This window comes from Lignipirellula cremea (assembly GCF_056501455.1).
This window is the reverse complement of record NZ_CM151415.1, coordinates 3554242-3579971: the sequence shown is the minus strand read 5'-3', so window position 1 is coordinate 3579971 and position 25730 is coordinate 3554242. Positions and strand designations below refer to the sequence as shown.

Here is a 25730-nt window from a genome sequence, read left to right as displayed (position 1 = left end):
GGGCGTCGCAGGCATCGGCGACGCCTGAACCGTCCCCGTGACGGCGGGACGTTCGGCGCCGCGGCGGCGGTCACTTCTTCGACGGCGTCTCGACCGGCTCGCCCTTGGACGATTCCTGGAAGAGCGGGTCTTCGGGCGACACGGCCAGGCGGATCAGCAGGATCTTCCTCGTGTCGCCTTCCTGCGGAGGCTGTACGAAGAAGTTTTTCCCCAGGCCGATCGGCTCGGGCGTCGCCGAAACGACCAGCGTCTGGCCCGGGCTGAGGATCACCTCCGTTCGCAGCAGCCGGAAGGGAAGGCGCTCGCGCCGCGGTTCCATGACATAGGAGCCGTTATGGCCCACATACTGGGTTCGCAGTTCCCCGTAATGGACTTCGGGAACCAGTTCCAGCCGCGTCCGTCCGTCCGGCTCGACGTAGGTCTTCGCCTCGAAGACGCACTGGGCTGTCAGGTAGGAGTCGCCCTTCAGCGAACCGCTTTCGTGGGTCAGCACGACGATCTCGTCGCGGACAGGCGTGGTGACGATCTCTCGCCGGCGCCCCTCGCCCGCCTGGTTCAGTCGGACGCCGGACTGCTCGGCAGCGTCGCCCTGGAGTTGTTCGGCGACGTCCTCTTTCTGACGTTCGAGCAGCGTTCGCAGGAAGGGGGGCAGCTGCTGACCGACGAGGCCGACGCGGAAGCCGTTCGCCTGGAGCGCGGCACGCGTGTCGTAATCGACGATCTGCTCGTCCATGGCCCGCCACTGGGCGTTCCAGTTCGCTTCTTCCTCGGGCCGGATCCGCACGAACGCGATTTCCAGGGTCGCCGAATCGGGAGAGACCGGAGCGGGCGGCAGCTCCTTCTTCTTGTCCGAACCCGTCTGATCGCGGAACAGCGTGCAGGCCGACGTGCCGGGGAGCAGGGAGAGCAACGCCAGTCCGCCTGCCAGGAAGCGCCGGCGACTTCGTCTCTGAGCGAAGACGCGTTCCGGAGCGCGCGCTTCCGCCGTCGCGTCGCCCGGGGGGGCGGCGTTCGCGATCGTCGCTCGGGATGAGGACGCGCGGGACATCGGGGCGCTGATAGGCGGAAAGGACGCGCGGCGGGCGCAGGTCCCTGAACGGGTTGCGGTGGGGGAATAGGCGATCCGCAGCCCGCGCGTCAAGACGAACGACGCGTGCGGAAGGGGATTCCGGCGTTCGCGAGGCGACGAATCGCTCTTGTCGGTCGTTCTTGCGGTCGATTATTCAGGCTGCCGGGTACCGTCCGTTTCAGGAACGAATCGCCCGCACGTTTCGGGGCAGGAGACCGTCATGCAGATTCGTCGCCTTCGCGGCTCGCTGGTCGCGACTTCATCCGTCGCCGTCGCGCTCTCTCTGGGAACGGCTCCCATCGCCGTTTACGCCGGAGCGCCGTGGGACATCTTCGGGCTGACCGGAGGTCAAAAGGTCGAGGCGAACCCCGACAAGGCGTACGAACTGACCGATCGCAGCGGCGACTGGCTGATCTTCGCCGGCTCGTTCGCAGGCGAAGGGTCGCGCGAGGACGCGCTGGAACTGCTCCACGAGTTCCGCTCCAAGCACGCGCTCGAATCGTATCTCTACAAGGTCGAGTTCGATTACGGCGGGACGCAGGAAGGCCTCGGGTTCAACGACGAATTCAATTCCGACGGAACGCCCAGGCCCCGGCGGATGCGACATCTGAACGACGAAAAAATCGAGGAATACGCCGTCATGATCGGCGGCTTCGCGTCGCTGGAAGATCCGCGCATCGAAGCCACGCTGACGAAGATCAAGCACCTTCACCCCGAATGCCTGAAGCTGAAGGAAGGCGAAACGACGACGAAGACTTACTTCGATCTGCGGGCGATTCGGGACAAGCTGAACCTCTCCGCCGAAGTGAAGGGGCCGCTGCGTGCCGCGTTCAAGACGCGTAACCCGCTGCTGCCCGAGTCGTACTTCGCCACCAAGGGCGTCTCCTCCCTCGTCGAGAAGATGAACGCGGACGTGGAGTACAGCCTGCTCGACAATCCCGGGCTCTGGACCGTTCGCGTCGCCACCTTCCAGGGGAAGCGGGCCGTCAGCCTGGAGAAGGACTACGAAAAGCTGATGAAGCAGGACGTGAGCGACTCGCTGCACGAAGCGGCGATGAAGGCCCACGAACTGACCACGGAACTTCGCCGCCAGGGTGTCGAAGCGTACGAATTCCACGATGAAACCAAGAGCATCGTGACCGTCGGCGCCTACCAGGAAGTCGGCAAGCCCCTGCCGGGCGGACAGCAGACCGAGATGAACGACGACATCTATCGCGTCATCGAGGTCTTCAAGCCGGCTTCGTCGGGCGTCGCGGGCGCCATGATGCCCAAGCAGATGAAGGGCATCGCCTTCGACATTCAGCCCTGGCCGATGGAAGTCCCCAAGCGCTCCCTCGCCAGCAGCTATTTGAGTCGGTAGGCGAGTAGCATTCTCCCGGCGAGCGGAGGGTGTCAGCCCTCCGTGATCCTCGGGAAAACGCCATTGCTTTCGTAGGGCCGGCGCCCTCGCCTGCCATCGGAGCGGGTACCTGCGTTCTGACAGGCGAGGGCGCGAGCCCTACAGCGAACGATGCCGCGGCAGGATCGCTAAATCCGCCGCAACAGCGCTGCCAGTCCCTGCGTCGCATCGGCAGGGATCGAGTGCTCGCCGACGAATTCGACGAACTCGGCGTCGGCGCCCTTCGACACGAACGTCTCGTGCATCTTGCGGGCGATCGCGAAGGGGAGCAGCGGATCGTGGTAGCCGTGGCTCTGGAAGATCGAGACGTACTTCCGCTCCGCGATCGCGGCCGTCCATTCCTTCGGATAGAGGAAGGTCGACGACCAGATGCAGAGTCCCGCGGGGGCAATCGGTCCGCGCAGGGCCGCGTCGGTGGCGACCATTGCGCCCTGCGAGAACCCGCCCAGAACGCAGCGTTCCATGTCGAGCTGGAAATGCTCCAGCGCCGCGTTCACGCATTCCAGATACTGGTCGCGAACCGTAACCAGCTCGGGCGGATAGAGCAGGCTGTCGTCGCGGACCTGCCCGAAATCGTCGAGCTGCTGAAAGAAGCGACGGTCGATCATCCACCAGGCGCGACCGCCCGGGATGCCGTACTGATCGAGGGCCAGCGGCCCTTCCGGGAAGACGAAGACCGTATCCGACAGGTCGGGATACGCGTCCGTCATCTGCACGGCGAGCGGGTACAGATCGTTGCCCGGCGCCCCGAATCCGTGGCTCAGAACGGCCATCCGGCGGGGCGAGGACGCGGCCGTGCGATGGTTCGCCAGGCGGCACTGCAACGGTCCGAAGGTAACGAGTTCGTCGGCCATGGCGGAGCTACGGGCGTCGCGAGAGGGGGAACGGGCAAGCCGCCCATTCTAGAAACTCCCTTCGCGAGCGTAAGTAGCTGGGCCCGATCCGCCTGGGATCTGCCGCGGGCGTTCCGCGGCGGGTCTGTCGGAGATGCCGAAAAGGCATGTGTGCCATGCCCACATCGCGCCAGCAGGGTGGGCATGCAAGGTTCGGCCGGCCCTGTAGCATGCCCACCCTTCCTTCGGAGAGGTGGGCATGGCACAGCGAACCATCGAACCAGCCGAATCAGACTCGATCGACTGCTCGTGGTCCGACGCGTTTCGCGAACGCTCAGCGCTGCGGGGCGGCGGCGCCTGCCGCGACGTTCGCCCGTTGTCGCAGAAGTTCTTCCATCTTCTGGACGTAGTAATCTTCCGAAGCTTTGTCGGCGCCGAACTTGTTCAGATTCTCTTGGCTGTGGAAGTGGGCGATTCCGTGGAACAGCGACTTGCCGCTGTCGGGGAGGCAGCCGAGCTCGCCTTGCCCGAAGACCATTCGACCGTGGTCGACCAGTTCCACGGCGTCGAGTCCCTGCCATTCAAGGGCGAACGAGTCGGGATCGCTCAAGAACATGTCGCGGGAGGCCGCGTCCGCGAAGAGATAGACGACGCCGCGATGCCGGGCGCCGATTTGCGGATCGCCCTGGGCCCAGGCCTGCCGAACGATCAGCGTCACGGGGCAGTTGCCGTCCAGACCCAGCTTCAGACCGGTCGACGGCGCGGCCGAACTCGGACGGGCGAAGCTGGCGGGCGTAGCCGGAATGCCGGCGGAGGGCGTCGACGCAGCGTCGGCGCCGCCGTAGGCGACCTGCTGGTAAGGATTCGCGGAGGGGACGCTCGCAGCCGGATCGTAGCTGGCCGAGGGGTACGTCGCGGCGGAGGGCGTGGGCGCGTCGAATTGCGGCGTCGCACCCAGCGCGCCGTCGGGCCTGCCGTAGGACGTCGGATCCCGCGGCGAAGTAGCTAGCGAGACTTCCGGCGGCGTAGCGCCGTACGGGTCGTTCCCCGGCGCACTGTTCGACGGCGCCCAGACTTCTTCCTTCGGAGGCGCGTACGCGGCCATTTCCGGGGAAGAAGCGTATTCGGCGGCGTCCGGTTCGAAGGAAGGCGTGCCGTAGCCGGGCTGTCGGTACTCCGGGGCGGCGTAGGTCGACGGCTGCGTGTAGGGATCGTTCGCGGAGCCGGCTGTCGCGAAGCTGGCGCTCTGGCTGGGCTGGGAGGTCGAGCGATCGTAGCTGGCGTAGGCATCGTCAGCGGAGCCTTCCGTCGGCTCGCTGAGCTGCGCGATCGTCTCGATCTGCGTGCGATAGACGTTCGGATTCGCAGGACATTGCCCGCGATAGAGTTGCTGGCCTTCGGCGGTGACGATCACGTCGGTCGGCCAGCTTTTCACCTGGAACTGAGCGGCGAGTTCCGGCAACTCGTCCACGTCGACCCGCACGGGAACGTACATGTCGTGGACGGCGGCGACGACCTTTTCGTCGACGTAGACGGTCGATTCGAGATTCTGGCAGGGGGGACAATTCCTCGACTGGAAATGGAGCAGCAGCAGCTTCCCCTCCTGCGTCGCCTGACGCTGGGCCGCGCCCAGGTCGGTGGCCCAGCGGATCTCTGCGGCGAACGCGGTCCGTCCGGCGACGAGGGTCAGAAGGGAGAGGCTGACGATCGCCAGCTTGGCATGAAAGCGGTTCATCGTTCGTCTTCCGTGACGTGGACCGATCGCACGTCGTGCGAGGCGCCCGACGCTCAGCCTGAAAAGGAGAGCGGGCGCATCGGCTGCCGACGGCGGCTTCCGGGAATATCGATTCCGGAGTCGCTTCGGAATACAAAAACTCTGCCGGGGCGAAGAGATTCTCGAACGTTTTCGACGCGAACGCCCGAAGGAACGAGTATCGGCAAACTGGAGCGAGGCTTCGTCTTTCGCCGGCGCTGACGCATTGGCCCCGGCTGCGGAACGTGCGTCGAAGCCGGTCGCCGACTTCGATCCGACGGACGCCAATCGGCGACCCGCTGTCGACGGCGGGGGACGGAGAAGGGGGAGGGCCTGCACCGGATTTTGCGGTGACGGGGTCCGATAGGATCTTGACAGGCTTTTTGCGAAGGGTAATACTCCCATCAGCTTGAGGGAGTTCTCGACAAGCCGTCGTTTCTTTTGATGACGGCGTTCGGCAACCAGGCGGCTCGCGGCTGTTCATCAGCCTTCGCTGTGCCGCTCGGCTTCGACGTGCTGTGTAGCCTTCGGCTATACCGCCGCCGTCGGCGATGTCGGTCGGGACGCCCCGGTCGCTCGTCGCGAATGTTTTCGCGACCCCGCGCGGCCTACTGGTAAGTGTGGGACTTCCGCCTGCGGCAGTGGTCTCCTGTGACAGGATTTCTGTAACACGGACCTCTGTCTGCGACATTGGCATCCGCCATGTGGCGCTGGCATCCGCCGAGCGACACCGGCATCTGCCAGCGGTAATCGGCGTCCGCCTGCGGCGATGCTTGTCCGGCTCGCGTTCTTCGGATCGCCTGATGCTGGCAATCGCCCCGTCGGTCCATGTCTTCCTCCGGGTGGTTCGGCAGACTCGTCGCCGTGCTGGATGCGCGGTATGGGGTCGTTCGTGCCGGGCCGCCTGTCGGTCTGTCATTTCCAGTTCGGTCAGAATCGAATTAACGAGCGAAACCTTGCGGGCGCTGACGCTCGCGGTGTCGACGCCATCTCTCGGACCGTCCTTTCGCGATCGAACTCCTGCCAGGAAAACAGGGGCGTCAGTCGCGCGGGTCGCCGTCACGTTCGGCTCGCTTAGTGCGATCGCACGGAACGGATCGGCGAACGGTCTTCGCCGGCTCTTGCCGGGCGCCGCGTGCGCTTCCGAAGTTTTCGGGGCGTCCGGCGATCATGCACGTCACGCGTGACTCCGCGGACTTTCAGGTCCGGGCGTCGCGCTCCATTTTCGAGAGGGGTTCTTCGCGCCGGCGGCATGTCCGTCCTGCGAAGAGCGCCTGCAGGGCGACGGATCGCCTGGTTCTCGCAGCGCCCGCGGATACGGTCGCGACGTTCGAGCCGGATGCCATCCTGGCTCTCGTCGCGTTCTCCGCGGCTTATTCAGGAATCTTCGAACCTCTGTCGACACGCGGTTCGTACCGAACGGTTCTCGGCCTTTCTGCCCGGACGGTTCGCCGGATCGCCCATCGACTCCGCTTTCCACCAACCACTCTCCGGAAGTCCGCTACGACTTCACGCGCGCTCAGGATTCGCAATGGCTAAGAAGAAGTTTCGTCCCCGCTCGGGCGGCCCCAGTCAACCCCGAGGCGGACGTCCCGACGGCGGCGGTGGCGGAGGAGGCTACGGCGGTCCTCCGGGCGGCGGTCAGGGCGGACAGGGCGGACGTCGCCGACGACGTCGTCCTCCGGGACAGGGCGGACCGGGCGGACCGGGCGAAGGCTTTCAGCCGCGACGACCTTCCGGTCCGCGACCCGAAGGCGAAGGGGGTCCCGAATCGCCGGACGATACGGTCGAAGAATTCCTCGGCATGCTGGAACTGCACCCCAACGGGTACGGCTTCCTGCGAAGCCCCACGACGACCTACTCCCGCGAAAAGGACGATCCATTCGTTCCCGGGACGATGGTCGAGCGTTATTCGCTGCGACCTGGCGTGATGATCCGCGCCATGGTGCATAGCGGGCGGCGTCAGCAGGGCCCCCGGGTGAAGGAGATCGTCGACGTCGACGGAATGAACCCGGAGGACTACTCGAAGGTTAAGGCGTTCGACCAGCTCACGCCGATCAACCCCAATCAGTGGCTTCAGCTCGAAACGGGCCCGACGCCCCTGTCGACGCGAGTCGTCGATCTGCTCTGCCCGCTCGGAAAAGGCCAACGGGCGCTGATCGTCGCTCCGCCGCGCTCCGGCAAGACGATCCTGATGCAGCACATCGCTCAGGGCGTCGCCGCGAACTTCCCCGACGTCAAGATCTTCGTCCTGCTGATCGACGAACGTCCGGAAGAAGTCACGGACATGAAGCGGAACGTCAGCGGCGAAGTCGTCGCCAGCAGCCTCGACGAAGACGTCGAGAATCACGTCCGCCTGGCTCAGATCGTCATCGAGCGTGCCAAGCGCCTTGCCGAGATGGGCCAGGACGTCTTCGTGCTGCTCGACTCGATTACCCGTCTCGCCCGCGCGTTCAACAAGTGGGTCGGCGACTCGGGTCGGACCATGACGGGCGGCATCGACATCAAGGCGATGGACATCCCCAAGAAGCTCTTCGCGACCGCGCGTGCGTTCGAAGAGGGGGGCTCGCTCACCGTCGTCGGCACCGCGCTCGTCGACACGGGCAGCCGCATGGACGAGCTGATCTTTCAGGAGTTCAAAGGGACGGGCAACATGGAAATGGTGCTCGATCGGCGTCTCTCCGATCGCCGCATCTATCCCGCGCTCGACATCGCCCAGTCGGGCACGCGTCGCGAGGAGCTGCTGCTCGATCCCGACACGCTCCACTCGGTCACCGCGTTGCGACGAACGCTCGCCACGATGAACCCCATCGAAGCGATGGAGGAGCTCACCAAGCAACTCGGCAAGCGGAAGACGAACAAAGAGTTCTTGGAACTCATCGCGGGCCGGCTGCTCGCGGATAAGTAAGCGATCGCCCGAGTCCGGAAACACAAGAGGGACGCGTCATTCGACGCGTCCCTTTTTCGTACGCCGACGCAGGCGGTAAGCCTCAGATCCGCTCGTGCCACTCGGGACGCGAGTAACGTTCGGTCATCGCCTTCTCGAACCAGTCGCGAGGCAGGGGACCGTATTCGCCCTGCGTCGGGAAGGCCTCCTCGATCGCGGCGATGAGCGGTTCGCGCGAGAGGGGGAGCGTCGCGACGAACTCTTCGTGACGACGCCCGCGGCGGTATTCCGGCTGACGGGGCGGATCGGGGTTGAGAAACGCTTCGATCCGCTCGGGCGACAGATCGTAGAGCAGCGTCCCGTGGTAGAGGACCGCCTCTTTCAGCATCCGCAGGCAGTTGCCCGAGATCTTGCGGTCGTTCCAGGCGACATCGCAGATGCCTTGCCGCGTGACTCCGTCCAGTCGCCGGGCGAGCGCCGCCGCGAGCGGATCCAGCACGAAGCGATGGGCTTCTTCGACGGATCGCAACGAAGGCCGGTCGCGCAGCGAGAAGCCGACCGTGTACATCAGGCATCCGGGGCCGCCCAGGATGGCCGTTCCGCCGCTGCAGCGCCTGAGAATCGGGACGCCCTGAGCTAAGCATTGGGGGACGTTCGCCTCCCCCTCCCGTCGGCTAGCCCGACCCAGCACGACCACCGGCGCTTCGAATTCCCAGATTCTCAGAAACTCGTCTCGATGGCCGGCGTCGAGCGCCAGCAGGAGGGCCTCTTCGCAGGCCAGTTCCTCGACGGGAGAAAGCCCTTGGACGTCGACGCGAAGCAAGTCAGGCTTTCTGAAAACGTCGGATTATGCTGAAGGGCAGGTTTATAGGGGCATCCGCTTCGACCTTTTTTCCAGGTCTTGCAAGACAAGCGAATCGCTTGCCGGATCGTCATAGCCTGCCGCGACTCTAGCGTCTGCGAAAGCCCTGAGGCGCGAATATTCCGTCAGCGTAACGAACGAAATATCAAGCGGTTGCGTAGGACGTACCGAGAGCGCTCTCTTCGGTCGGAGGGCCTGAAAACCTTTAGAAAAAATCTGGCGAAAGGTAACTGTTCTTTCCTGCTCGTCTTGCATTCTGTACTTGAGAGAAGAAGTTCGAATTCCGTTTGAACGACCTGTACTCAATCGACAAACTACCTTTGCGGTGACGAGCGTCGAGCGCGACGCCGTTTCCCGCTCCCCGGCGCATGGAGGCCGCGGGACGTTTCACGTTGGGACGCTCCTTCGAGGTGCGGCCGATCCGGCCGCGAATGGAATCGGTACGATGAACCTGACCCGTATCATGTTCGCCCTGGCGACGACGGCCGTCGGCGGTATCCTGGCGCCGAATGGCTCAGGACTGTCGACCGTCTATGGCCAGGCCTGTTGCGGCGAAAGCCGTCTGCAGCCGGTCACGGTCTGCGAGACCGTTCCGGAAACTCGCTTCCGCGTCGAATACGAGACGGTATGCGAGCCCCGCGAGGTCACCAGCTACCGCCAGGTGGTGGAGACCAGCTTTCGCGAAGAGCGCTACCGCGTGGCCAAGCCCGTTCGCGAAACCAGCTTTCGCGAAGAGCGCTACACCGTGCGTCGTCCCGTTCAGGAGACGAAGTACGAAGAGCGCTGCGTCGACAAGGTCGTGTTCGAGACCGAGACGCAGATGCGCGAAGAACGCATCCGCGTGCAGCGTCCCGTGACGGAGACGCAGTTCCGCGAAGAGCAGTTCTGCGTGCAGCGTCCGGTCACCGAGACGCAGATGCAGCAGTTCCAGTTCACGACCATGGAACCGGTTACGACCATGCGGGCGGAGGTCGTCGATCAGGGTTGCTTCCAGGAACAGCAGGTCGTTCAGCAGCCGGCCTTCCCGAACGTCACGATGCTTCCGCAGACGAACTTCGTGAACCCGGTCAACGGTCAGACCTACGCCCAGCGACCCGGTCTGTACTGGGTCAACACGCCGCAGGTCACCACGCAGCGCGTCTGGGTGCCGAACCCGGTCACCGTGCAGCGTCCCGAAACGACGATGGTCGCCCGGGTCAACACCGGCGAACGTCCCGTTCAGGTGACGCGGATGGAAAATCAGATGATGACCCGCCGCGTGCCGGTCGAAGTCTGCCGCGTTGAGGAAGAGATCCAGGTCCGCCAGGTGCCCGTCACGGTGCAGAAGCCCCGCGTCGAGCGTCAGACGTTCCGCGTGCCGATCCAGGTGACCCGCTTTGAGGAACAGGAAATGGTCCGTCGCGTGCCGGTCGAGAGCGTCCGGTACGAGTACGAAGAACGCGTCCGCCGCGTTCCGGTCTCGGTCTGCAAGACGGTCCCCGAAACGAAGACGGTCGAAGTTCAGCGAACCGTGCGGAAGCTCGTTCCCTACACCGTTCAGCGACCGGTCACGCGCACCTTCATGATGCGGGCGCCGATCGACGAGTGCTGCGAGTCGGTCAGCTTCCGCGCCCCGACCCGGGTCGAGACGATCGAAGCAGACGATTACTGTGCCGCGGACGTCGAAGTCGTCGAAGAGGCGGCTTCGTCCGAATCGGATATCGTCGCCGAGCCGACTCCGGCTGCCGAGCCCGCGGACGAACGGCCCTCGCTGCAAGGCGGAACGAATTCGTTCCAGAAGCCCTCGCTGCCGGAGCTTCGCGAACTAGACAACAGCCTGGACGAGGTCGAATCGCGACTCCGTCCGCTCGACGACGAGCCGGACGTGAAGATCGAAGTCGAGCCGGGCGTCGAAGTGGAAGTCGAACCGACGCAGGATGACGTGCAGGACCGGTCGATTCTCGAACTGGGATCTCCCCGCAACGCCCGCGGCGCTCCTCGCGAGATTATCGAACTCTAGAGTTCGAAGTCGTTAGCCTCGAAATCATCGCAGAGCCGCCCTTCGTTTCGTCGGGCGGCTCTTTGCATGATGGGGCCCGCGACGCCCCTTTTCGGTCGGCGTCGCGCTCGTTCCAATGAACGCCTCGCGACGGCTCGGACGCCGCGCCGCTACCCGCCCGAATCGCATGCGCGCCTGGAACTATGAACGGCTCCGACGGATCGCTCGACTGGCTCGTCGGGAAACGAGTCTTTTTCCTCGGCAAGGCGGGGGGCGTCACGAAGAAGGAGGCGCGGCAACTGGTCATTCGACTCGGCGCGCATCCGGTGAAGTCGGTCGATCTGGAGGCCGATCCGCCTGACGTCGACCTGGTGATTCTGGGCGCCGACGAGTTTCCGCTGGACGACGCCGACGAGACCGTTCCGAAAGCGCTCCGCGAAGCGGCGAAAGCGGGCGACGTCGAACTGCTGGGCGAGACGTCGTTCTGGGAACGCCTCGGCCTGGCGGACGAAGATCACCTCGTCCGGTCGCTCTACACGCCGGCGATGCTCGCCGACCTGCTGGAGGTCGACGTCGCGAAGATTCGACAGTGGCACCGCATGGGCCTGATTCGCCCGGAACGGGTTATCCACCGGCTGCCTTACTTCGCCTACGCCGAAGCGGCGTCCGCCCGGCGGATTCATCAACTGCTCGAATCAGGCGTCTCCGCCGACAAGCTCAGGAAGTCGCTCTCCGAGTGGTCGCGGTTTGTGCCGGACGCCGATCGTTCGCTGAATCAGTTGCACGTGCTGCTGGAAGGGAAGCGCCTGCTGCTGCGTCGCGGCGACGCCGTCTTCGAGGCGAACGGCCAGCTTCGGATCGACTTCGAACGGACGACTCACGACGAGGCCGCCGACGAGGAAACGGAAGCGACGCTGCTCCTGCCGGATCGCGGCGGATCTTCGGCGCCGACGGCTGCGGCGCTCGAAACCGAAGCGCAGGAGGCCGAAGACGACGGGGACTACCAGCGGGCGGTCGAGGCTTACCGCGCGCTGCTCGCCGTCGAAGGGCCGAGTCCCGCCGTCAATTTTCGGCTGGCCGACGCGCTCTACCGGGCTGGCGACTATGCCGCAGCGCGTGAGCGCTATTACGTCGCGATCGAACTCGACGAAGACTTCGTCGAAGCGCGGGCGAACCTCGGCTGCCTGCTGGCGGAACTTTCGGACCATGAGCACGCCATCGCAGCGTTCGAGGGAGCGCTGGCGCTCTATCCGGAGTACGCCGACGTCCACTACCACCTGGGGCAGCTTCTGCTCGATCAGGGCCAGGTCGAACAGGGTCGCGCTCACCTCGAATCGTTCCTGAGCCTCGCCCCGGAAAGCCCCTGGGCGGATGAGGTCGCCGACCGGTTAGCGCCGCGCACGCCGGCACGAGCGGGCGAGACGGGTTAAGCTCGCCCCGCAGCCGGACGCCGGGCAGGCCCTACAAGCCGCACGCCCGTGTAACCTTTTGCGGCCTCGGCACCATTTTCGACTAAAGAACTGTCGAAGCGACGCCGCGGCGCCGATCAGAAGACGAATGCGTTCGGCGCCGAGCCCGACTTGCGCTGTCCGCCGGCTGAGACTGTTCGTCGCCCTCAGCGTGGTTTATAAGGACGAATTGCCTCGCACCCGCCCTTCGCTACCCGCAACGGAGCGGCGGACTAGCCCGCCGACACGTTCGCACGAGTTTTCGAAGAGCGACGGCGCCGACTTGCCGGATCGCCGACGGCCCGCCGCCCACTAACAGGTTGCTGCAAAACGCCATCGTGGCGTTTCGCAGCCTCGCCAGGTTCGGAACAAGTTCCTCACGGCTCGCGAAAGGGTCGTGAACTCCCCATTCGTCGCCGCATCCATGCGGCGAACGCGGGCTGGCTGCCTTGTGCAGCCGCCCACTAAGACGCGCCCGCGCCGCATGAGCGAATTCTTCATCGGTTACGAGAAAATCGCGCCGGCGACCTGGGTTTACCTGTCGTCGCTGCTGATGCTTGCGCTGTACTTCAAGTTCAGCCGGTATTGGAGCTTGCGGAATCTCGATCTGATCCTGTTGATCGCCGTCGCGCCTGGACTGCTGTTCTACCACTGGGGTTCGCAGCTCCAGATCGACGCGCTCCGCCAGGTGGCGATGAGCGGCGATCCGCAGGCAGCGGCGCCCGCCGAGCCAGTCGAAGGATCGACTTCGACCGATCGGGAATCGCTGCGGGACGGAACGGAAGAGGACGCGGACGAAGCGGCTTCTCCCTCGACGCCGGCCGCCGCGTCCGACGATCGGGCAGGGCTCTCCGGATCGCGCCCTGATCGCGCCCGACCGGTCGCCCCCTCGCCGATCGCGACCTCTCCGACGACGGACGGGACGGACGAGCCAGGGCCGATCGCGGCAGACGGCGCGACGCTGGAGATTTCAGTCGACGACGACGGTTACGAAGCCGCCGTCGCCGGGCCCGAGGAAGAAAGCCGGCGGATGCTCGGCCGCAGTCGGACGCTGCTCACGATCGCCTACGTCTGGCTCTTCGCGGCGACGGCGCTCTACTTCATCCGCCTGATCATCGATCCGCTGATGGTTCGCCGGCCGTTGCTGGAGCCGAACCTGTCGCCCGGCGGACTGATCTTCCTGGGCTGTTCGCTGTTCGTCTTCCTGATGGCGAACGTGGTGACCAGTCCGCCCAGCGAAGACGATCTGCAGGGACCGAAGCTCGCGTCGAAACTGTTCCAGCGCGAAGCGACCGAAAAGCAGGAGGAGCCGCTGAAGTTCGGCCCGGGGCTCGCGGTCGTTTACCTGCTGCCGACGCTTCCGACGTACCCGACCGAGTCTGAGAACGATCCGAATTCGCCGACGCAAAGCTACCAGGCTCACGCGATCGCCTCCCGGATCATGGCCATTCTGGCCCATCTGGCGATCGTGGCGGGGCTGGTCGTGATCGGGTGGCGCCACTTCAACAATCCCACGACCAGCGTGGGGATGGCGGCGCTCTATCTGATGCTCCCGTACACGGCGATCATGACGGGGAGGGTCATTCACTTCCTGCCCGCGGCGATGCTCGTCTGGGCGTTCGTGTTCTACCGGCGCCCGATGCTGGCCGGAGTGTTCCTCGGCGCCGCGATCGGAACGGTTTATTATCCGCTGTTCCTGTTGCCGCTCTGGATCAGCTTCTACCGGCAGCGCGGCTGGGCGAAGTTCGCGATCGGCGTCGGAATTTCGCTGGGAACGATCGTCTTTTCGCTGATCTTCACGTCTGCCGACTTCGACGACTTCGTCTGGCAACTGCGGCGCATGTTCGGGCTCTGGGCGCCGCAGCTCGAGGGGCTCGAAGGCTTCTGGGATCTGGTCCTCGCGCCCGCCTATCGCGTTTCGGCGCTGACGGCGTTCGTGGCGATTAGCGGGGGCCTCGCGCTCTGGCCGACGCAGAAGAACCTCGGGACGCTGATCTCCTGCTCGGCGCTGGTGATGACCGCCGTGCAGTTCTGGCATGGCTTCGGCGGCGGCACCTACATCGCGTGGTACCTGCCGCTGCTGATCCTGACTTTCTTCCGTCCTAACCTGGAAGACCGGATCGCCCTGTCCGTCATCCGCGCGCCGCGAGCCTCGGCGAAACGACCGGTCGCGGCGGATACGCAGATGGCTGCGTAACCAACCGTCTTCGAACTCAAGCGACACTTATCGACGACGACCACTATTCATCGTTCGGCAGGCGAGCGGGGGATGTGAATCCCCCGAGTTCGTCGCTGAAGCGCAGCGAACATCGACCGTCGAAGATGCGAAGTTCGTCCCTCGGCGCGTGCCGCGTTCGCGACCGAAGATCGCGAACCGGCCTCGGGGGGTTCACACCCCCCGCTCGCCTAAGGCATTGAAGCGTTCAGACGCTTGCGCTTACTTCTCGACGCGGAAGCGGTGGACCGTCGTCTGACGGAACGTGTCGCCCGGCTTGAGCAGCGTCGAAGCGAACTTCGGCTGATTCGGCGCGTCGGGGAAATGCTGCGTCTCCAGGCAGAACGCCTGGTTCTTCTCGAAGCCGCCGTTCCCTTCCGATCCGTCCAGGAAGTTGCCGGTGTAGAACTGCACGCCGGGCTGCGTCGTCTGGATTTCCATCACGCGGCCTGACGTCGGCTCGACGACGATTGCGGCAGGGTGAAGCTCTGCCGAGTCTTCCAGCACGAAGCAGTGGTCGTACCCCTTCGGCTCGCCCGAGAGTTCGTCCCACTGGGCGCCGATTTTCTTCGGGCTCGTGAAGTCGAAAGGGGTTCCGCTGACGCCCGCCAGTTCGCCGGTCGGGATCGCCGTCTCGTCGACCGGCAGGTACTGCTCCGCGGCGATGGTGACTTCGTGATCCAGAACGGTGCCGCTGCCGGCGCCGGCGAGATTCCAGTAGGCGTGATTGGTCAGGTTGACGTGCGTCGCGGCGTCGGACGTCGCCTCGAAGGTGAACGCCAGTTCGTTCTGCTCGTTCAGGGAGTAGGTCGCGGTCGCCGTGACCTCGCCGGGATAGCCTTCTTCGCCGTCCGGGCTGACGTAGGTGAACTTCACGCCCGCCTCGTCCGACTTCTTGAACGTCTCGGCCTTCCAGAGCTTCTGGTCGAAGCCCTTCTCGCCGCCATGCAGATGGTTCGGCGCGTTGTTGGTCGCGAGCGTGTATTCCTCGCCGTCGATCGTGAACTTGCCCTGGGCGATCCGGTTGCAGAATCGTCCGACGGTCGATCCGAAGTAGGGGTGCCGCTGCAGATAGCCTTCCAGCGTGGGGAAGCCCTGCGTGATCTCCGCGATCTTGCCGGTATTGTCCGGCGTCTTCACCGAGATCAGCGTGGCGCCGTAATCGATCAGTCCGATCGACAGACCGTGCGAGTTCTCGATGGTGTATTTCGTGACTTCGCCGGCGGGCGCCGTGCCGAAATTCTCTTCGGTCAGTTTCATGGCGGAAGTTTCGGATGCGTCGGTTTCGCCCACGGGCTCGGCGGAGGGGGGCTCGGCAGGAGGAACTTCGCTGGGCGCCGGTTCCGACGGAGAGGGTTCTTCGTCGGTCGATGCGACCGTCGTCGTCTGGGAGGGCATGGTGACTTTGGCCGGTTCGCAACCGGTCGAAAAGCCGATCGCCGCAGCGGCGAACGCCGCAGGCAGGAACGAGATCCGTTTCATGGATTCGCGATTCCGAGAGGGAGAAGGAGGCGCCGCGAAACAGCAGGGCGTCAGGTCGAGATTCTAGCAGGCTGCTGCGAAAGGCCTTCGTGGCGTTTCGCAGCCTCGCCCGGTTCGGAACAAGTTCCTCACGGCTCGCGAAAGGGGTCGTGAACTCCCCTTTCGTCGTCGCTTCCTGCGACGAATAGCAGGCTCGCTGCCTTTTGCAGCAGCCTGATAAACTCTCCGCAGAGCGTTCGGCGTCGAACCGATCGTAGAGCCCCGCGGCGACGCCCGAACCTCCTCTCCGTTCATGCTTTCGACTGCTTTGACAGCGAAGGCGGGCTGCCTCCCCATGACGAGGAGTTTCTCTATCCGCTAGAATCCCGAAATTCGTGAAATTTCCGCCGCCTCGGCACGATGGAAGCTCCTGTCGGAGTTCGAGGCGCGAAAGATACTGGAAGCGGCGCCGGCGCGAGCTGGCCCCCGTCGATGCGAGCTGCCTCGCGTCGATTTCGCCCCCTCGAACAGGAATCGATTCCTCGACCGGAAAGAGGCCCCATTCATGACCCACATCGTCGCCCAGCCCTGCTTCGGGTGCAAATACACCGACTGCGTCGTCGTCTGCCCCGTCGAGTGCTTCTACGAGGGCGAGCAGATGCTCTACATCCATCCGGATGAGTGCATCGACTGCGAGGCGTGCGTGCCGGAATGCCCCGTCGAAGCGATCTTCCATGAAGACAACCTGCCCGAGGAATGGGCTTCCTTCAAGGAATTGAACGCCGAAATGGCGACGCAGACGCCGGTCATCACCGAAAAGAAAGAACCGCTGGCTGATAGCTGAGCCAGCGCGCGACCGTCGCAAGACGGATCGAACGTACGGACGAACCCGGCTGACCCAGCCGGGTTTTTTCGTATCCCGATGGCTGGGCAGGGGCGAACTTCTCGCGGCGCCGGGCTCTCCGCGAAGAAGGATCCTTCCGCTCCGATTCCCTCCTGAAAGGATACGACCATGCCGTTCGTCGTCGCGCAGCCCTGCTCCGGGTGCAAGTACACCGACTGCGTGGTGGTCTGTCCGTGCGACTGCTTCCACGAGGGCGAGCAGATGCTTTACATCGATCCGGAGGAATGCATCGACTGCGAAGCCTGCGTTCCCGAGTGCCCGGTCGAAGCGATCTTCTACGAAGAGGATCTGCCCGAGGAATGGGCCGCGTACAAGGAACTGAACGCGACGATGTCCGCGGTCAGCCCGCCGATTCTCGAGAAGAAGGCGCCGCTCGCCGGAGCGTGAGCGCGATCCGTCGACGAGGCGCAGAGCCCGGAGCGTTCCGGGCTCCTTTCGTAGACCGGCCCCGTTTTCGGCGTTCCGAACGGGCGCTACAACGTGGCGTGTCGCGACAGGGACCGAGGGAGCCCTTCCGCTCCCGAGGTCGAACGTCCGCTTTCGATCGGCATCGCGCCGCCGGCCATTCGCGGGAATTCCGCCCCGGCTTCGCATTCTGAAGGACTACCGTCATGGGCTTGATGGACGGCAAGAAGGGTCTGATCCTCGGGGTCGCCAACAATTTCTCGATCGCCTGGGCGATCGCCGAAGAGGTGATGAAGGAGGGCGCTCTCTGCGGATTCACGCATCTGCCGGACCCGCCGGAAGACGATCGCCGCAAAAGCTGGAACCGCGTTCAGAAGCTGACGAGCGAGTATCCGGAGACGGCCAAGTTCCTCGTGCCGCTCGACGTTCGCAGCGATGCGGACATCGCGAAACTGGTCGAAACGACGAAGCAGGAATTCGGCACGATCGACTTCCTTGTCCATTCGATGGCCTTCGCGAGCCTCGACGATCTGAAGAAGGACACCGTCGCCACGAGCCGCGAAGGCTTCGCGATGGCGATGGAGATCAGCGCCTACTCGCTGCTCGCGCTGTCGCACGCGTTCGCGCCGCTGATGAATCCGAACGGTTCGATTCTCGCCATGACCTACTACGGCGGCGAGAAGTGCGTGCCGGGCTACAACGTGATGGGCGTCTGCAAGGCGGCGCTCGATTCGTGCGTGAAGTACGCGGCCTTCGACTTGGGCCCCAAGTCGATCCGCGTCAACGCGATCAGCGCCGGGCCGCTCAAGACGCTCGCCAGCTCGGCAGTCGGCGCCAAGGAAATGATGCCGATGAACGCGCTCATGGCTCCCCTGGGACGCAACATCGAGCACCAGGAGGTCGGCAAGGCGGCGCTCTTCCTGCTGTCGGATCTTTCGCAGGCGATCACCGGCGAGATTCTGCACGTCGACGCCGGCTACAACATCATGGGCGCTCCCACCAAGACCCTGATGGAAGCCGTCGCGGCCGACGCGGTGAAGAAGTCCAAGGCGTGAGCCCGGCCACTTCGCGTAAGAACTTGAGCCTTTCCTGCGGAATGCATGAATCCCGGGAAAGGCTCCTGCTCCTTTTGGGGGTCGGAGGCGAAGTTTTTTAGAACTTTCCTCGGAATCGCGACGTACCAGAGCCGGACTGATATGGCCTCGCTTTCGCGCGATTCGTAGGCTGTGTCTATCCTTGAGCGACGCGATGGGGCGAAGGAGACGCGGTTGCCGCAGTATGCGGCTTTTGCCGCGGTTTTGACGCCCTCCGACTGCGGGAAACGGAGTCTCCCGGCAGGCGGCGCGGATCGGCGAAGCAGCGAAACTTTCGGCGCAAGATCGCGCCGACTGGTTCTGATCACTACGCCGGTCGATACACCCGTAGGGGAAGTTGCGCCTGCCGGCCGGCAGACGCGGCTCCTGTGCGGATCTCGCTCGATGACGCCGTCATGGAATGACGGCGACGCACGCCCCAGGAAGGAGCGGATCGAGGCATGGAGGCACGTCTGTACCGAATCGCGACCGTGGTCGCGATCGTGGCGTCGGGATTCTGCGCGGAAGCGTTCGCCGCGAGCGTTCGCACCCAGAATTTCATCATCGAGGCGGACACGCAGCAGTTCGCCGAGTTGACCGCCCAGTGGGCGGAAAAGTACCGCCGGGAACTGGCCCTGGAATGGCTCGGCGCGGAACTGCCTCCCTGGCGCGATCCCTGCCCCATCCGCGTCGATGCGGGCCCCAGCAAGGCGGCCCAGGGCGAGACGAGCTTCGTCTTCGACGGACGCGGCATGCCGGGTCGCTGGTCGATGACGGTCATCGGCTCGCAGGAACGCGTGCTCGACGCCGTTCTGCCCCATGAGATCACGCATACGATCTTCGCGACGCACTTCGGTCGTCCGCTTCCCCGCTGGGCTGACGAGGGCGCCTGCACGACGGTCGAACACGCCAGCGAGCGGATCAAGCACGAGCACAACCTCGTCCGCTACCTGAAGTCCGATCGCGGCATCGCGTTCAACAAGATGTTCGTGATGAAGCAGTACCCCTCCGACATCCTGCCGCTGTACGCCCAGGGTTACTCGCTCGCCCGGTACCTGATCCTCCAGGGCGGTCGCCAGAAGTACGTCAAGTTCCTCGAAGACGGCATGGCCTGGAACAACTGGAACGCCGCGATCGACAAGCACTACGGCTACTCCGATCTGTCGGATCTCCAGGTGACCTGGCTCGAATGGGTTCGCGTCGGCAGCCCGCAGGAAATGCAGCCGCGAGCCGCGATCGCGCTCGCCGATAACGGCGCTCCCCGAACCGAGTCCTTTCCGCCGCCCGTCTCCCAGCCGGCTCCGGCCGATCCGACCGGCCCCTCGACCTTCGCCCGCCCGTCCCACCTCGATGTGGTTAGCGACGACGGCGGCACGATCACTCGCGGCCAGAACGGATCGACGCTGAACTGGTACGAGTCGAAGCGGCAAGAACGCAGCCGCCTGGGCGCCGATCCGATTCCGGACAACCGCCGTCCGCAGCAGCCCCTGGCTGCCGCTCCGAATGCGATGGCAGGCAACGCGATGACGGGCAACGCCGGCAACGCACTTCCGCCGAACCTGCCGCCGACGCAGGGTCAGGTCCAGGTCGTTAACCCGGACGTCTGGGTCGGCCCGAACGACGCCGGTCCCGCCGCTGGCATCGCTGCGAACGGACCCCGCACGCTGTCAGCTGACGCCCGTCCCGTTCCGGGAACCGTAACGGCTCCGCAGCCCGGCCTCGTTCCGATCGATTCCCCGCCGACCTATCCGTACGCCGGCGGCTCGAACGGCAGCGTCCTTCGCTAATCGAGACAGGCTGTCCTTCGCGTAAGCGACCGATCGAAAAAGCCGCGTCGAATCACGACGCGGCTTTTTTCGTAGGTCCCTGCGAATGCTGCCGGATCGTGCCACGGCTGGCTTGCCCAGCAGTGCAGCGCCCCTCGAACCGAGTTGGACTTCGCGAGAGGATTCATCACGACGTCGCCGATCGGAAATCGCTGGCGTTCGTTCGGGAAACGACGACCCGAATGGACGAACGAATCGCCGCTCACTGCACTGCTGGGCAAGCCAGCAGTGGCACACGGACCGTGCAAACTTCTTCCCGGACGGTATCGGGACGAGCCAGCGCCGGCACACGACGCCGGCCGAAAGCATGCGTTCGCGACCGGCCGCATAGGCGGTCCATCAGCAGAGCGTCTGCATCAGCAACGTGAGCGAGCTGATCGCCGATTCTTCCGCGGCAGGCGGAAGGGGCGGAACGACAGGGGGCGCCGACCGCTGCAGCATCCCGGCGGAGGGGCTCAGGAAAAATCGCGTCAGGTGATAGAAGACTGGCGCCGCGAAGCAGAGCGAATCGATCCGGTCGAGAATCCCGACGTGTCCCCGCACCAGCGTGCCGTAATCGCGCACGCCGCGATCCCGTTTCACGGCGGACATCACCATCGTGCCGCAGAAGCCCATCAGCGAGATGATCAGCGCCATGCAGGCGCTGCCCGCCAGCGTGAAGGGCGTGACCCACCAGAGCGAAAGTCCGGCCAGCGCCGTCGCCAGCGTCCCCACGAGCAGGCCTTCCCACGTGCGGCTCCCGTTGATGGCGGGGGCGATGACGTGTCGCGTGAAGATCTTGTTGGCGAGGTAATGGCAGACGTCCGAGACCTGCACCAGGATGATGAAGTAGAAGAGCAAGCCGGACGGGCTTCCCTCGTACTTCACGTAAGCGCCCGATTCGGAGTTCCACGTCACTAGGTGCAGGTCCAGCAGCGCCGGCGCGTGCGACAGCGCATAGACGCAGATCATCAGGCCCGACTGCACTTTGGCGAAGCGTTCGAGGAACCGTTTCGGATCTCCGGCCAGAGCCATCCGCGCCGGGATCAGCAGCGAACAGTAAACCGGGATGAAGATGCTGTAGAGGCCGTACAGATCGCCGCCCGGTCCGAGGTCGAACCACCACGCGTACGTGTTGCCGACGAAGACGAAGAAGTACTGCAGCGGCGTGATGACGAAGAAGGTCCAGAAGAGCGTCCGATGATCCGCCAGCCGCGTCGGCGTCATCGTGATGAATTCGCGCAGCGCCCAGAACGAGACCAGAAAGAACAGGATCACGATCATGGGGCGCCCGACCACGACGCTGAAGATCAGCGTCGCGAACATGGCCCACCAGGCGACGATCCGCTGATTGAACAGCTTGATCAGCGCGGGGTTGATCGAGGTGTCGGGCTGGCGACGCAGCAGCCAGCCGACGAACCCGCCGACCGCGAGCAGCGTGAAGACGCCGGCCAGCAGCGCGAGCGTGTAGCGATCGTCGAAGAGGCGGACACGGTCGTAGACGTCCGTGACTGCCGGCATCGCGAAGAAATCCACGAGCGAACGACCCGTCGAAGGCGCAGAAACGGCGACCGGCGCTGACCGGAGAGTCTCGTCTTTCTGCGGCGCTGATCGTAACAGATCGCGCCGAAAGCTCGATACCGGGCGGCTCCTGTCAGGAGTGCGGGGGCGGCGTTTCGCGTTCTACGACCGATCGCGCAGGCGGACGATCGAGCTTCGAGCACGGACGAGAAAATCGACCTTCGTCTCGCCCCGTTCGAGCCAGATGGGGGGACCGATCGTGATGCTCGTCAGCAGGGGGACCGGGAAGACCTCGCCGCGAGGCAGCACCCGGTTCATGTTCTCTAGATAGACCGGCATCAGTTCCACGTCGGGACGCTTCCTGGCCAGGTGAAACAGTCCGCTCTTGAATTCGTGCATCTCGCCGTCGGGGCTGCGTCCCCCTTCGGGAAAGATGATCAGCGAGTACTTATCCCCGATCTCGTTGAGGATCTGGGTGATCGGACTGGCGTGAACCTTAATCTCCTGACGGTCGATCAGGATCGCGTTGAAGGCGCCCGCGATGTGCTGGCGGAGCCAACCCTTTTCCCAGTAATCCCGCGCCGCGGCGGGGCGGGTCAGGGCCCGGAGATCCCACGGCAGCGACGCCCAGATCACCAGCGGATCGAGATGGCTGGTGTGGTTGGCGAAGTAGATGCGCTGACACGGCTCCGGCTGGCAATCGACCCAGCGGACGGTCGCGCCGCTGAAGAACTTGGCCAGCCCGACGAGGACCGGAATCGTCAACGCATGCTTCATCGACGGTTCGGCAGATCGACGGGTGAAGAAGCGTCGCCACGTAGGGCGCCGCCGCACGGGCAGGACAGCAGGAAATTATAGGGCGTTCCGGAACGATCGGTATCACTCGCGCGGCGGCCGGTCGAGAAGGGCGTCCTCAGCCTGCCCCCGCCGGTTGAAAAGGGCGTGAGCGAGCGTCAGAATGCCCCCTTCCGATTCGTCGACTCCTCTCCTCGGAGCCTGCTTCATGAGCCGTCTGGTCACGCTGTTCACCGGGCAATGGGCCGATCTGCCGTTCGCCGACATGGCCCGGATGACCAAGGAGTTCGGCTACGACGGAATCGAACTCGCCTGCTGGGGCGACCACTTCGAGGTCGACAAGGCGCTCTCCGACGACGGGTACTGCGCGAAGAAGCGGGAGGCCCTGGAAAAGATCGGCCTGGAATGCCGCGCGATCAGCGCCCATCTGGTCGGTCAGGCCGTTCTCGACACGATCGACGAGCGGCATAAGTCGATTCTGCCGCCGTACGTCTGGGGCGACGGCGATCCTGCCGGCGTCAACGAAAGGGCGATCGAAGAACTGAAGAACACCGCCCGGGCGGCGCAGAAATTCGGCGTCGAGGTCGTCAACGGCTTCACCGGATCGAGCATCTGGCCGCTGCTCTACTCGTTCCCGCCGGTTCCGCCGAAGATGATCGACGCGGGCTTCGATCTGCTGGCCGAACGCTTCAACCCGATTCTCGACGTCTTCGGCGAGTGCGGGGTGAAGTTCGCCCTGGAAGTCCACCCGACCGAAATCGCGTTCGACCTCTACACGGCGCAGCGGGCGCTCGAAGCGCTCGATCATCGCGAGGAGTTCGGCTTCAACTTCGATCCGAGCCATCTGATCTGGCAGGGGGTCGACCCGGTCGAGTTCATCCGCGCGTTCCCGGATCGGATCTATCACGTCCACATCAAGGACGCGATCACGACGCTGAACGGACGGTCCGGCATTCTGGCGTCGCACCTGAACTTCGGCGATTCCCGCCGCGGCTGGGACTTCCGCTCGCCCGGACATGGCGCCGTCGACTTCGAAGAGATCATCCGGGCGTTGAACGAGATCGGGTATCAGGGACCCCTGTCGGTGGAATGGGAAGACAGCGGCATGGACCGCGAGTACGGCGCCCGCGACGCGGCCCAGTTCGTCAAGAGCATGGACTTCACCCCCAGCGGACGGGCCTTCGACGCCGCGTTCGACAAGGGCTGAACGGCGCCTCCCGGATGCCGCGTGTGCCACGGCTGGCTTGTCCAGCCGTGAGGGGCGCTGGAAGGTACTTCGACCTCGCGAGTCGATCCCTCACGAAATCGCCGCTCGAATCTCGACGATTTCCTTCGGGAAACGTCGTTTGAAATTGGCGAACGAACCGCCGCCCGCCGCACTGCTGGACAAGCCAGAAGCGGCACACATCTCAGTGCATTCTTCGTATCGGTCAGCGTCGACGCTGGACGATTCGGCCATGGCACACGAGCCGCCGCGACGCCCGAACGCTTACGCGACCCAGTCCAGCCCGATGTCGAGCGACTGGGCCTGATGCGTCAGGGCTCCGACGCTGATGCGATCGACGCCGGTACGCGCGGCAGAGGGTATCCGATCGAGCGTCATGCCGCCCGAGGCTTCCAACTCCACGTCCGGTGCGACGCGATCACGCAGTTCCGAGGCGAGGCGAAGCTGATCGTCGTCCATGTTGTCGAGCAGGATGACGTCGACGCCGCCCGCTTCCAGCGCGGCCTGAAGCTGCTCGAACGTGTCGACCTCGATCTCGACGAGGGCGTGCTTCCGACGATCCTCTCCGAACGAGTCGAGCGACTCGTTCGCCGCACGCAGCGCTTTGCTGACGGCGGTCGCCGGATCGTCGCCGCCGATCGCCGCGAGGTGGTTGTCCTTGATCAGGATCGAATCGAAGAGCGCTAGGCGATGATTCCGCCCGCCGCCGCAGTGAACCGCGTACTTCTCCAGCAGTCGCCAGCCGGGCGTCGTCTTTCGCGTGTCGTAGATGCGGGCCTTCCCTCCCGCGGCGGCTTCGACGTAGCGCCGCGTCAGCGTCGCCACGCCGCAGAGACGCGAGAGCAGGTTCAGCATCGTCCGCTCGGCAGCCAGCAGATCCCGCACTTCGCCGCTCACAGTCGCGAGGATCGTGCCCCGTTCGATCGGCGAACCGTCCTCGAGATGCGACTTCCATTCAAAGCCGACGCCCATCGCTTCCAGAACCAGCCGCGCGACCGGCAGACCGGCCAGGACGCCCGAAGTTCGTGCGACGAAGCGAACCGTTCCGTGCGAACCGGGCGGAATGGTCGCCTGCGCCGTGACGTCGCCCCGCTCGCCCAGATCCTCCTCCAAAGCGAGACGAATCAGCTTGCGCGCCGCCTCGGCGACGCTTTCATCCCATTCGATCTGAAGGTAATCTCGTTTCACGGCTCTAGCGAAGAGAGGCGACGACCCGACCGAAAGTTCGCGATCAGACGATGCAGGAATCGGAAGCGAACGCGAATTCTAACGTCGACCGTCCGCAGACGGTTCGGGCGGAGACTATCGATGCACGAGCGGTCGTCGGCGTAACGGGTTCGTCCGACGGTCAGCGCTCCGAAAACCTCCCCGCCGTCGCCGACGCACCTTCGTCGCTGGAAGGGGTTGCCGCCTATGTCCGTCGTCGCGGGAGCCCGTTCGCTCTCGACGCCGGACAGGGCACGGCGCTGACCTGGATCGTCGGACTTCTCTCGTTCATCGCGTTCGTCGCCACGATCAGTTCCCGTCACGTCGAAGGCTACGGATCGGTCGCCGTCGAATCGAGGGGGACGCCCCGCCTGGTGGTCGACGTCCGCTCCGCCGCGTGGACCGACTTCGCCATGCTGCCCGGCGTGGGTCGCACGCTCGCCCAGCGGATGGTCGTCGCCCGCGATGCCGCCGGAAACGATCTCAGCCCCGAGACGTTCGAGGCCGTCCGCGGCGTCGGTCCGAAGACCTGGCAGCGGATCGAGCCGTTTCTCCAGTTTCCGGAGCGATAAGACGCGCGGGGTGGCGCTGGTTGCCTCAACCAGCGTCCGCGAAGCGGATCGGAGGCCTTCGGGGCCGGCCGGACCGACGATGCCGGACGATCCTGTGCGTTTTTCCTGATCGAAGCTGGCCAACTTTCGCCGAACGCGTTCGAAGGCCTCCGACGGGCTGCGCCCGCGCTGGTTGGGACAACCAGCGCCACCCTTGGCAGGTCCTCCTTTAGACACCGTAATAAATCTCGAGCAAACGTCGGCGACGGATGATCTGAATCGACGCGACGAACCCTTTCCCGCCTCCCTATAATGCGGAGATTTCGCGGACAGGCGGTTC

General features: G+C 64.7%; 19 protein-coding genes. 11 read left to right on the top strand and 8 right to left on the bottom strand.

Annotation, left to right across the window (positions count from 1 at the left end):
* Window positions 1-70: 70 nt before the first annotated feature.
* Entirely contained in the window at window positions 71-1048 is a 978-nt protein-coding gene (locus tag SH602x_RS14130; protein ID WP_479472922.1) for a hypothetical protein, read from the bottom strand.
* 241 nt (window positions 1049-1289) lie between these two features.
* Between SH602x_RS14130 and SH602x_RS14125 the strand changes: the two genes are divergently transcribed.
* Window positions 1290-2429, top strand: a complete 1140-nt coding sequence (locus SH602x_RS14125) for a hypothetical protein (protein ID WP_479472921.1) — start codon at window positions 1290-1292, stop codon at window positions 2427-2429.
* Between the two features lie 167 nt (window positions 2430-2596).
* Here SH602x_RS14125 and SH602x_RS14120 read toward each other — a convergent pair whose 3' ends face one another.
* Together SH602x_RS14120 and SH602x_RS14115 are read right to left on the bottom strand one after the other, a co-directional pair.
* Complete coding sequence (locus tag SH602x_RS14120) at window positions 2597-3322, bottom strand: alpha/beta hydrolase (protein ID WP_479467777.1); 726 nt, start codon at window positions 3320-3322, stop codon at window positions 2597-2599.
* A gap of 313 nt (window positions 3323-3635) precedes the next feature.
* A complete protein-coding gene (locus tag SH602x_RS14115) occupies window positions 3636-5036 on the bottom strand; it encodes a thioredoxin family protein (RefSeq protein WP_479472920.1) in 1401 nt (466 codons plus the stop codon).
* Window positions 5037-6585: 1549 nt separating this feature from the next.
* On the opposite strand from SH602x_RS14115, the gene rho reads away from it, so the two are divergent.
* Window positions 6586-7962, top strand: a complete 1377-nt coding sequence (rho, locus tag SH602x_RS14110; RefSeq protein WP_479467775.1) for a transcription termination factor Rho — start codon at window positions 6586-6588, stop codon at window positions 7960-7962.
* An 82-nt stretch (window positions 7963-8044) separates the two neighbouring features.
* Here the strand turns inward: rho and SH602x_RS14105 are convergent, their stop codons facing one another.
* A complete protein-coding gene (locus SH602x_RS14105) occupies window positions 8045-8764 on the bottom strand; it encodes a lipoate--protein ligase family protein (RefSeq protein WP_479472919.1) in 720 nt (239 codons plus the stop codon).
* A gap of 484 nt (window positions 8765-9248) precedes the next feature.
* On the opposite strand from SH602x_RS14105, the gene SH602x_RS14100 reads away from it, so the two are divergent.
* The 3 genes from SH602x_RS14100 to SH602x_RS14090 all read left to right on the top strand — a co-directional run bounded on the left by SH602x_RS14100 (window position 9249) and on the right by SH602x_RS14090 (window position 14426).
* On the top strand, window positions 9249-10802 hold the full coding sequence (locus SH602x_RS14100; RefSeq protein ID WP_479472918.1) for a hypothetical protein: 1554 nt from the start codon (window positions 9249-9251) through the stop codon (window positions 10800-10802).
* A gap of 182 nt (window positions 10803-10984) precedes the next feature.
* Entirely contained in the window at window positions 10985-12211 is a 1227-nt protein-coding gene (locus tag SH602x_RS14095; RefSeq protein WP_479472917.1) for a tetratricopeptide repeat protein, read from the top strand.
* Window positions 12212-12713: 502 nt separating this feature from the next.
* The gene (locus tag SH602x_RS14090) at window positions 12714-14426 is read left to right on the top strand and encodes a hypothetical protein (protein WP_479472916.1); all 1713 of its coding nucleotides are present in this window, start codon (window positions 12714-12716) and stop codon (window positions 14424-14426) included.
* Window positions 14427-14666: 240 nt separating this feature from the next.
* Here the strand turns inward: SH602x_RS14090 and SH602x_RS14085 are convergent, their stop codons facing one another.
* Window positions 14667-15926, bottom strand: a complete 1260-nt coding sequence (locus SH602x_RS14085) for an aldose epimerase family protein (protein ID WP_479472915.1) — start codon at window positions 15924-15926, stop codon at window positions 14667-14669.
* 544 nt (window positions 15927-16470) lie between these two features.
* Between SH602x_RS14085 and SH602x_RS14080 the strand changes: the two genes are divergently transcribed.
* The 4 genes from SH602x_RS14080 to SH602x_RS14065 all read left to right on the top strand — a co-directional run bounded on the left by SH602x_RS14080 (window position 16471) and on the right by SH602x_RS14065 (window position 20074).
* A complete protein-coding gene (locus tag SH602x_RS14080; RefSeq protein WP_479467769.1) occupies window positions 16471-16749 on the top strand; it encodes a ferredoxin family protein in 279 nt (92 codons plus the stop codon).
* Between the two features lie 168 nt (window positions 16750-16917).
* Window positions 16918-17196, top strand: coding sequence for a ferredoxin family protein (locus SH602x_RS14075; protein ID WP_479472914.1), 279 nt, complete (start codon window positions 16918-16920; stop codon window positions 17194-17196).
* Window positions 17197-17420: 224 nt separating this feature from the next.
* A complete protein-coding gene (locus tag SH602x_RS14070) occupies window positions 17421-18269 on the top strand; it encodes an enoyl-ACP reductase FabI (RefSeq protein ID WP_479472913.1) in 849 nt (282 codons plus the stop codon).
* A 479-nt stretch (window positions 18270-18748) separates the two neighbouring features.
* Window positions 18749-20074 carry a gluzincin family metallopeptidase gene (locus tag SH602x_RS14065; RefSeq protein WP_479472912.1) on the top strand — a complete coding sequence of 442 codons (1326 nt, stop codon included), beginning with the start codon at window positions 18749-18751 and terminating at the stop codon, window positions 20072-20074.
* A 378-nt stretch (window positions 20075-20452) separates the two neighbouring features.
* On the opposite strand, the gene SH602x_RS14060 is transcribed toward SH602x_RS14065, so the two are convergent.
* Together SH602x_RS14060 and SH602x_RS14055 are read right to left on the bottom strand one after the other, a co-directional pair.
* Complete coding sequence (locus SH602x_RS14060; RefSeq protein WP_479472911.1) at window positions 20453-21613, bottom strand: phosphatidate cytidylyltransferase; 1161 nt, start codon at window positions 21611-21613, stop codon at window positions 20453-20455.
* A 162-nt stretch (window positions 21614-21775) separates the two neighbouring features.
* Window positions 21776-22390 (bottom strand): lysophospholipid acyltransferase family protein, encoded by a 615-nt coding sequence (locus SH602x_RS14055; RefSeq protein WP_479472910.1) that lies wholly within the window; start codon window positions 22388-22390, stop codon window positions 21776-21778.
* Between the two features lie 226 nt (window positions 22391-22616).
* On the opposite strand from SH602x_RS14055, the gene SH602x_RS14050 reads away from it, so the two are divergent.
* Window positions 22617-23615 (top strand): sugar phosphate isomerase/epimerase family protein, encoded by a 999-nt coding sequence (locus SH602x_RS14050; protein ID WP_479472909.1) that lies wholly within the window; start codon window positions 22617-22619, stop codon window positions 23613-23615.
* Between the two features lie 282 nt (window positions 23616-23897).
* On the opposite strand, the gene nadC is transcribed toward SH602x_RS14050, so the two are convergent.
* Entirely contained in the window at window positions 23898-24821 is a 924-nt protein-coding gene (gene nadC / locus SH602x_RS14045) for a carboxylating nicotinate-nucleotide diphosphorylase (protein WP_479472908.1), read from the bottom strand.
* A 50-nt stretch (window positions 24822-24871) separates the two neighbouring features.
* Here nadC and SH602x_RS14040 point away from each other — a divergent pair, with 50 nt between their 5' ends.
* On the top strand, window positions 24872-25411 hold the full coding sequence (locus tag SH602x_RS14040; RefSeq protein WP_479472907.1) for a helix-hairpin-helix domain-containing protein: 540 nt from the start codon (window positions 24872-24874) through the stop codon (window positions 25409-25411).
* Window positions 25412-25730: the final 319 nt, after the last annotated feature.

Excerpts from the sequence above, each read along its gene's own strand:
- SH602x_RS14080 (WP_479467769.1), top strand. The coding sequence starts at position 16,471 with ATGACCCACATCGTCGCCCAGCCCTGCTTCGGGTGCAAATACACCGAC.
- SH602x_RS14130 (WP_479472922.1), bottom strand. The coding sequence starts at position 1,048 with ATGTCCCGCGCGTCCTCATCCCGAGCGACGATCGCGAACGCCGCCCCC.
- SH602x_RS14050 (WP_479472909.1), top strand. The coding sequence starts at position 22,617 with ATGAGCCGTCTGGTCACGCTGTTCACCGGGCAATGGGCCGATCTGCCG.
- rho (WP_479467775.1), top strand. The coding sequence starts at position 6,586 with ATGGCTAAGAAGAAGTTTCGTCCCCGCTCGGGCGGCCCCAGTCAACCC.
- SH602x_RS14120 (WP_479467777.1), bottom strand. The coding sequence starts at position 3,322 with ATGGCCGACGAACTCGTTACCTTCGGACCGTTGCAGTGCCGCCTGGCG.
- SH602x_RS14095 (WP_479472917.1), top strand. The coding sequence starts at position 10,985 with ATGAACGGCTCCGACGGATCGCTCGACTGGCTCGTCGGGAAACGAGTC.
- SH602x_RS14090 (WP_479472916.1), top strand. The coding sequence starts at position 12,714 with ATGAGCGAATTCTTCATCGGTTACGAGAAAATCGCGCCGGCGACCTGG.
- SH602x_RS14065 (WP_479472912.1), top strand. The coding sequence starts at position 18,749 with ATGGAGGCACGTCTGTACCGAATCGCGACCGTGGTCGCGATCGTGGCG.
- SH602x_RS14040 (WP_479472907.1), top strand. The coding sequence starts at position 24,872 with ATGCAGGAATCGGAAGCGAACGCGAATTCTAACGTCGACCGTCCGCAG.
- SH602x_RS14125 (WP_479472921.1), top strand. The coding sequence starts at position 1,290 with ATGCAGATTCGTCGCCTTCGCGGCTCGCTGGTCGCGACTTCATCCGTC.
- SH602x_RS14055 (WP_479472910.1), bottom strand. The coding sequence starts at position 22,390 with ATGAAGCATGCGTTGACGATTCCGGTCCTCGTCGGGCTGGCCAAGTTC.
- SH602x_RS14070 (WP_479472913.1), top strand. The coding sequence starts at position 17,421 with ATGGGCTTGATGGACGGCAAGAAGGGTCTGATCCTCGGGGTCGCCAAC.
- SH602x_RS14115 (WP_479472920.1), bottom strand. The coding sequence starts at position 5,036 with ATGAACCGCTTTCATGCCAAGCTGGCGATCGTCAGCCTCTCCCTTCTG.
- SH602x_RS14075 (WP_479472914.1), top strand. The coding sequence starts at position 16,918 with ATGCCGTTCGTCGTCGCGCAGCCCTGCTCCGGGTGCAAGTACACCGAC.
- SH602x_RS14085 (WP_479472915.1), bottom strand. The coding sequence starts at position 15,926 with ATGAAACGGATCTCGTTCCTGCCTGCGGCGTTCGCCGCTGCGGCGATC.
- SH602x_RS14100 (WP_479472918.1), top strand. The coding sequence starts at position 9,249 with ATGAACCTGACCCGTATCATGTTCGCCCTGGCGACGACGGCCGTCGGC.
- SH602x_RS14060 (WP_479472911.1), bottom strand. The coding sequence starts at position 21,613 with ATGCCGGCAGTCACGGACGTCTACGACCGTGTCCGCCTCTTCGACGAT.